Origin of the sequence: Escherichia sp. KCJ4928 (assembly GCF_004352695.1) — a bacterium.
In the GTDB taxonomy this organism is placed as follows: domain Bacteria; phylum Pseudomonadota; class Gammaproteobacteria; order Enterobacterales; family Enterobacteriaceae; genus ECMA0423.
In genome coordinates this window covers 1-253 of record NZ_SJWV01000863.1, presented here as the reverse complement: position 1 = coordinate 253, position 253 = coordinate 1, and the positions used below count along the sequence as shown (strand labels likewise).

1 pseudogene is annotated in these 253 nt (G+C 51.0%); it reads left to right on the top strand.

What is annotated here, in order from left to right:
- Positions 1-30: 30 nt before the first annotated feature.
- Positions 31-126 (top strand): annotated as a pseudogene (locus E0D98_RS27140) (phage tail protein); the annotation flags it as partial.
- Between the last annotated feature and the right edge of the window lie 127 nt (positions 127-253).

Genomic DNA, 253 nt, shown 5'->3' with positions numbered 1-253 from the left:
AAAGTAGCCCGCCCGGAAATTCGCTTTCTGATGCGACTTGCGCTCCGTCTGGGGCGCACCTTATCCGAACTGCGCCACAGCCTGAGTGCGAGCGAGGCGATGATGTGGATGGAGTTCGACAGGATATTGTAGTGGCACACTAAATTTGGCCACCTGATGAAAGGTGATATTCTCACCACAACACAAAACAGGTGACTTAATGAACAAGAAAACCAAACGAACCTTCACCCCTGAGTTCAGGCTGGAATGTGCA